Source organism: Mycobacterium sp. (genome assembly GCF_049280035.1).
Classification (GTDB): domain Bacteria; phylum Actinomycetota; class Actinomycetes; order Mycobacteriales; family Mycobacteriaceae; genus Mycobacterium.
On the sequence record NZ_JBAPPI010000723.1, the window covers coordinates 1 to 4,403 of the forward strand.

At 68.3% G+C, this 4,403-nt stretch carries 6 protein-coding genes and 1 pseudogene; 3 read left to right on the forward strand and 4 right to left on the reverse strand.

Going from position 1 to position 4,403, the window contains the following annotated elements; all coding sequences use genetic code 11:
• The 4 genes and pseudogenes from WAN71_RS23315 to WAN71_RS23330 form a co-directional block, all read right to left on the reverse strand.
• Window positions 1–996: pseudogene (locus tag WAN71_RS23315) on the reverse strand (primosome assembly protein PriA); the annotation flags it as partial.
• On the reverse strand, window positions 938–1,267 hold the full coding sequence (locus WAN71_RS23320; protein ID WP_422227597.1) for a type II toxin-antitoxin system PemK/MazF family toxin: 330 nt from the start codon (window positions 1,265–1,267) through the stop codon (window positions 938–940). The pseudogene WAN71_RS23315 and the gene WAN71_RS23320, both read right to left, overlap by 59 nt.
• Entirely contained in the window at window positions 1,264–1,488 is a 225-nt protein-coding gene (locus tag WAN71_RS23325) for an antitoxin MazE family protein (protein ID WP_422227598.1), read from the reverse strand. The genes WAN71_RS23320 and WAN71_RS23325 overlap by 4 nt, the downstream gene beginning before the upstream one ends.
• A 36-nt stretch (window positions 1,489–1,524) precedes the next feature.
• Window positions 1,525–2,289 (reverse strand): lysoplasmalogenase, encoded by a 765-nt coding sequence (locus WAN71_RS23330; protein ID WP_422227601.1) that lies wholly within the window; start codon window positions 2,287–2,289, stop codon window positions 1,525–1,527.
• Between WAN71_RS23330 and WAN71_RS23335 the strand changes: the two genes are divergently transcribed.
• The 3 genes from WAN71_RS23335 to WAN71_RS23345 all read left to right on the forward strand — a co-directional run.
• Entirely contained in the window at window positions 2,288–3,241 is a 954-nt protein-coding gene (locus WAN71_RS23335; RefSeq protein WP_422227599.1) for an alpha/beta hydrolase, read from the forward strand. The two genes, WAN71_RS23330 and WAN71_RS23335, sit on opposite strands and share 2 nt — an antisense overlap.
• 20 nt (window positions 3,242–3,261) lie before the next feature.
• On the forward strand, window positions 3,262–4,224 hold the full coding sequence (locus WAN71_RS23340; protein WP_422227600.1) for an alpha/beta hydrolase: 963 nt from the start codon (window positions 3,262–3,264) through the stop codon (window positions 4,222–4,224).
• A gap of 35 nt (window positions 4,225–4,259) precedes the next feature.
• Window positions 4,260–4,403: NAD(P)-binding protein (locus WAN71_RS23345; protein ID WP_422227602.1), on the forward strand; the 144-nt coding region annotated here is incomplete at its 3' end.

Sequence of the window (4,403 nt, forward strand, 5' to 3'; positions counted from 1 at the left end):
GATCAGCGCCGCGCACCGCATCTGGTGGGCGCGCAGCATCGCTACCTCGCGGGCGTGCGGATAGGGTGCCCGCGGCTCGGCCAGGGTGTCGTCGCCGTCGTCCCACACAATGACCAGCCCCAGATCGCTCACCGGCGCGAACACCGCGCTGCGGGTGCCGATCACCAACCGTGCACCGCCGCGCAGCGCGGCCAGCCAGCGTCGGTAGCGCGCGGCCGGACCCAACCCTGCCGAGAGCGCCACCACGATGGATTCGTCGAGCAGCGTCGTCGCCGCGCGCCACATCGCGTCCACGTCGCGCTGATCCGGCACGATCACCAATACCGCACGCCCGTTCTGCACCGTCTGCGCGGCGGCCTCAGCGAATCGGTCCGCCCATAGCTCGCCGGGCAGCGCCTGCCATACCGCGCGAGCGGCACGCGACTCAGCTAGCGCAGTCAGGAACTGTCCGCCGCGGCCGTACGCCTCCCAGCCGGTCCGGTCGACGACGGTGACGTCGGGAAGCGTTGGCGGCATTGGGTTTTCGCGTTCCACCTTGGCGTGCCGGGGCGGCACCGCCAGCCGCAGCACGTCGGCGCGGGTGCCGGCGTAGCGCGCCGCGACGGCATCGACCAGCCGACGGATCTCCGGCGTGAGCACCAGCTCGGCGGACACCACACGGTCAAGCCAAGCCAGCTTGCCGACATGATCGGTGTCGGTGCGGCGCTCCAGGACGAACCCGTCCACCAGCCTGCCGTGGAATCGCAGCCGCACCCGCACGCCGGGCTGGGCGTCGTCGGATTGCTCGGCGGCCACCAGGTAGTCGAATTCGCGGTCCAGATGCGGCACCGACAAGATCGGCAGCACCCGCGCGATCGGTTCGAATGCGGCGGCCTGCCGGGTCCGCGTGCTCACCCCGCAGGTGTAGCAGAGCAGGCCGACGCCGGTTTGGTTCTCGTCATCCGGCAAGCCCGAGAAATACAACAAGTGCACGATCGAGCCGAATGAGATCGGCATCGGCGAGGCGTCCAAGTCGATCGCGCACGTTGGCCCGCGGCATCGTGGTGATTTTGTCGACCATGACCTGGCTCGACTCCTCGATGCCGGTGGTCGCAGTCGGTTGTATCGCGATCCGGCTCAACGGCGCCTCAACGGGATTGGTTGTCAGTGGGCAGACCGTGACGGAGGCGGTTGCGTCGAATCGATCGTCTTGAACGATGACAACGGGTCTCGGCTTGCCTGTGTAGGCACCACGCGCGGCGGCGATATAGATATCGCCTCGCTTCACTCGGTGGGCTCCGCCTCGGCGGACCAGTCGACCGAGATCGCTTCGACGAACGCTTGGTCATCGGCCTCATGTTCGCTGGCGGCGATGGCAGCTGATTGGCGATGAGCTTCCGCGACGAATTCCGGCGCGTGGACGTCGGGCACCCAAATCTGTACCGGCCTGAGGCCCTGGGCACGCAACCGGCGACGGTGTTCGCGTACTCGGTCTCGTGTGCTAGCCATAGGTCCACGTTACATGTAACACCCGCGACTGCCAACCTACCCGCGATCGTTCAATACGCCGACCTCATTCGTCGCGTTAAGAAGCGCAGAACCCAGTTGGGCGCGGCCGAAGAAGAAGCCGGCGGTGATCAAGATCTGCGCCGCCGCGTAGGCCCACCAGATCGGCACCGCCAGCGCCTCGTTGCCCAACACGAACCGGCCGATGCCGATCATCGCGTCCGAACCGGCGAAACACACCGCACCGACCGCCGTCCAGATTGTGGGCAGCCGCGCCAGCAGCGCCGCACACACCATGGCGCCTAGCGCGACGATGTAGACCGTGACGGGAACCGTCAACCCGTCGCGACCCAGGTGCGGCCAAAACCACACCAGCAGCGCCACGCACACCACGCACATCGCAGCAGCGGCGATCAGGCGCGGACGCGAACGACCCGACGACCTCGCCAGCGGAACCAGCGCACCCAGAAAACACAGGTGCGCCAACAGAAACGCCGCCAGCCCTAGCACGAACGACGCCGTCCACCATGGGATCGCCAGCAGCGCATCGCCGGCTGCCGAGAACACCAATGCCAGCATCAGCCAACGCCGCTCACGAACGATCGGATGTGCGGCCGCGGCGAACGCCAGCAGCAGTGCCATCGATGCCTTGAGGGCCGGTTGGCCCGTCCACTGTCCGGTCAGCTCAAACCCCGGCGGCGAATGCAACGCCGTCACCGTCAAAAACACCCCGTAGGCGAGACCGGCCCACCCGGCGGCTACCCAGCCACCGACCACTATCCGGGATGCGTACGGTGTCCCCATGCCCACCGTCGACGATTCCGGACCCGCTATCGATCCCATCCTGCTGAAGGTACTGGATGCGGTCCCATTTCAGTTATCTGCCGACGAGGGGGTCGACGTGGCTCGCCAGCGGCTGCGGGATTTGCCGCGGCGGTCTTTTCATCCAGAGCTGCGCGTGCAAGACCGCACGATCGACGGGCCGGCCAGCCCGATTAACATCCGAATCTATTGGCCGCCAACCGATCACGTCACACCGCCGGTGCTGGTGTTTTTCCACGGCGGCGGCTTCATCGCCGGCGACCTCGACACCCACGATGGCACCTGCCGCCAGCACGCCGTCGGCGCCGATGCCGTGGTGGTGTCCGTGGACTACCGGCTGGCACCCGAACATCCCTACCCCGCCGCCGTCGACGATGCCTGGGCCGCAACGCAATGGGTGGCCGAGCACGGCAGCGAGATCGACGCCGACGCCAGCCGCCTGGCGGTAGCCGGGGACTCCGCGGGCGGCACGATATCCGCGGTGATCGCGCAACGGGCCCGCGACAATGCCGATCATGGCGGCCCCCCAATCCTGTTCCAGCTGTTGTGGTATCCCTCAACGCTGTGGGACCCGTCGCTGCCGTCGTTCACCGAAAACGCTGAGGCGGCCATCCTTGACCGCGAAGCGATCGCCGCGTTCTCCCGTTGGTACGCAGGCGACGTCGACTTATCCGATCCCCCGCCCGGGATGGCGCCGGGGCGAGCCGAGAACCTGGCCGGGCTGCCGCCGGCATATATCGCCGTCGCCGGGCACGACCCGCTGCGCGACGACGGAATCCGCTACGGCGAACTGCTCGCGGCCGCTGGCGTTCCCGTCGAGGTGGACAACGCCGAGACGCTCGTGCACGGTTACGTCGGCTACGCCGGGGTGGTGCCCGCCGCGACGGCCGCACTTGACCGCGGACTGGCCGCACTGCGCGCCGCCCTGCATTAGCCGATGCGTACGGTAGGGCCATGACGGAACCGATCATCGCCCGACCCGAGATCGACCCCACGTTGAAGGCGCTGCTCGACGCGTTTCCGCTGACGTTCACCGCCGCCGATGGCGTCGAGGTGGCGCGTGAGAAGATCCGCCAGCTGAAGCCACCCCCGGAAATGCTGCCGGACATGCGGATCGAGGAACGGACCGTCGGGCACGGTGACCTTAACGACATCCCGGTGCGCATCTACTGGCCGCCGGTCGCCCAGCACACCGACCTGCCGATCGTCGTCTTCTACCACGGCGGCGGCTGGGCGATCGGCGACCTGGTCACCCACGACCCCCTCGCTCGCGCACACGCGGTCGGCGCGGAGGCCATCGTGGTGTCGGTCGACTACCGACTCGCCCCGGAGCACCCGTTCCCGGCCGGGGTAGACGACTGCTGGGCCGCGCTGCAATGGGTCGGGGAGCATGCCGCCGAACTGGGCGGCGACCCGAACCGGATTGCCGTGGCCGGCGACTCCGCCGGCGGCAACCTGGCCGCGGTAATGGCGCAGCTGGCCCGCGATAACGGCGGGCCGGCACTGGCGTTTCAGCTGCTGTGGTATCCGACAACTGCTGCCGACCTGTCGCTGCCGTCGTTCACCGAGAATGCCGACGGGCCGATCCTGAACCGCGACGTCATCGACGCGTTCCTGCTTTGGTACGTCCCGGGCCTCGATATCACCGACCCGACCACGCTGCCGGTCACCTTGGCTCCGGCAAACGCCGCCGATTTCCGCGGGCTGGCACCGGCCTACATCGGCACCGCCGAGCATGATCCGCTGCGCGACGACGGCGCCCACTACGCCGAGCTGCTCAACGCCGCCGGTGTGCCCGCCGAACTGAGCACCGAGCCCACGTTGGTGCACGGCTACGCCAGCTTCGCGCTGCTCATACCGGCGGCCGCCGAGGCGACCAAACGCGGGCTCGCCGCCCTGAACGCGGCCTTGCATTAGCGGGCCCACACCCCGGGCGCGGTACCGTCGGTACGGTGACAGCTGCTAGTCCCGACTACCACATCCTCATCGTCGGTGCCGGGTTCTCGGGCATCGGCGCTGCCATCAAGTTCGATCAGGCCGGGTTCGGCGACTACCTGATCGTCGAGGCCGGCGACGACGTCGGCGGCACCTGGCAC

Coding starts and splice junctions, on each gene's coding strand:
- WAN71_RS23325 (WP_422227598.1), bottom strand. CDS start 1,488: ATGGCTAGCACACGAGACCGAGTACGCGAACACCGTCGCCGGTTGCGT.
- WAN71_RS23335 (WP_422227599.1), top strand. CDS start 2,288: ATGCCCACCGTCGACGATTCCGGACCCGCTATCGATCCCATCCTGCTG.
- WAN71_RS23330 (WP_422227601.1), bottom strand. CDS start 2,289: ATGGGGACACCGTACGCATCCCGGATAGTGGTCGGTGGCTGGGTAGCC.
- WAN71_RS23340 (WP_422227600.1), top strand. CDS start 3,262: ATGACGGAACCGATCATCGCCCGACCCGAGATCGACCCCACGTTGAAG.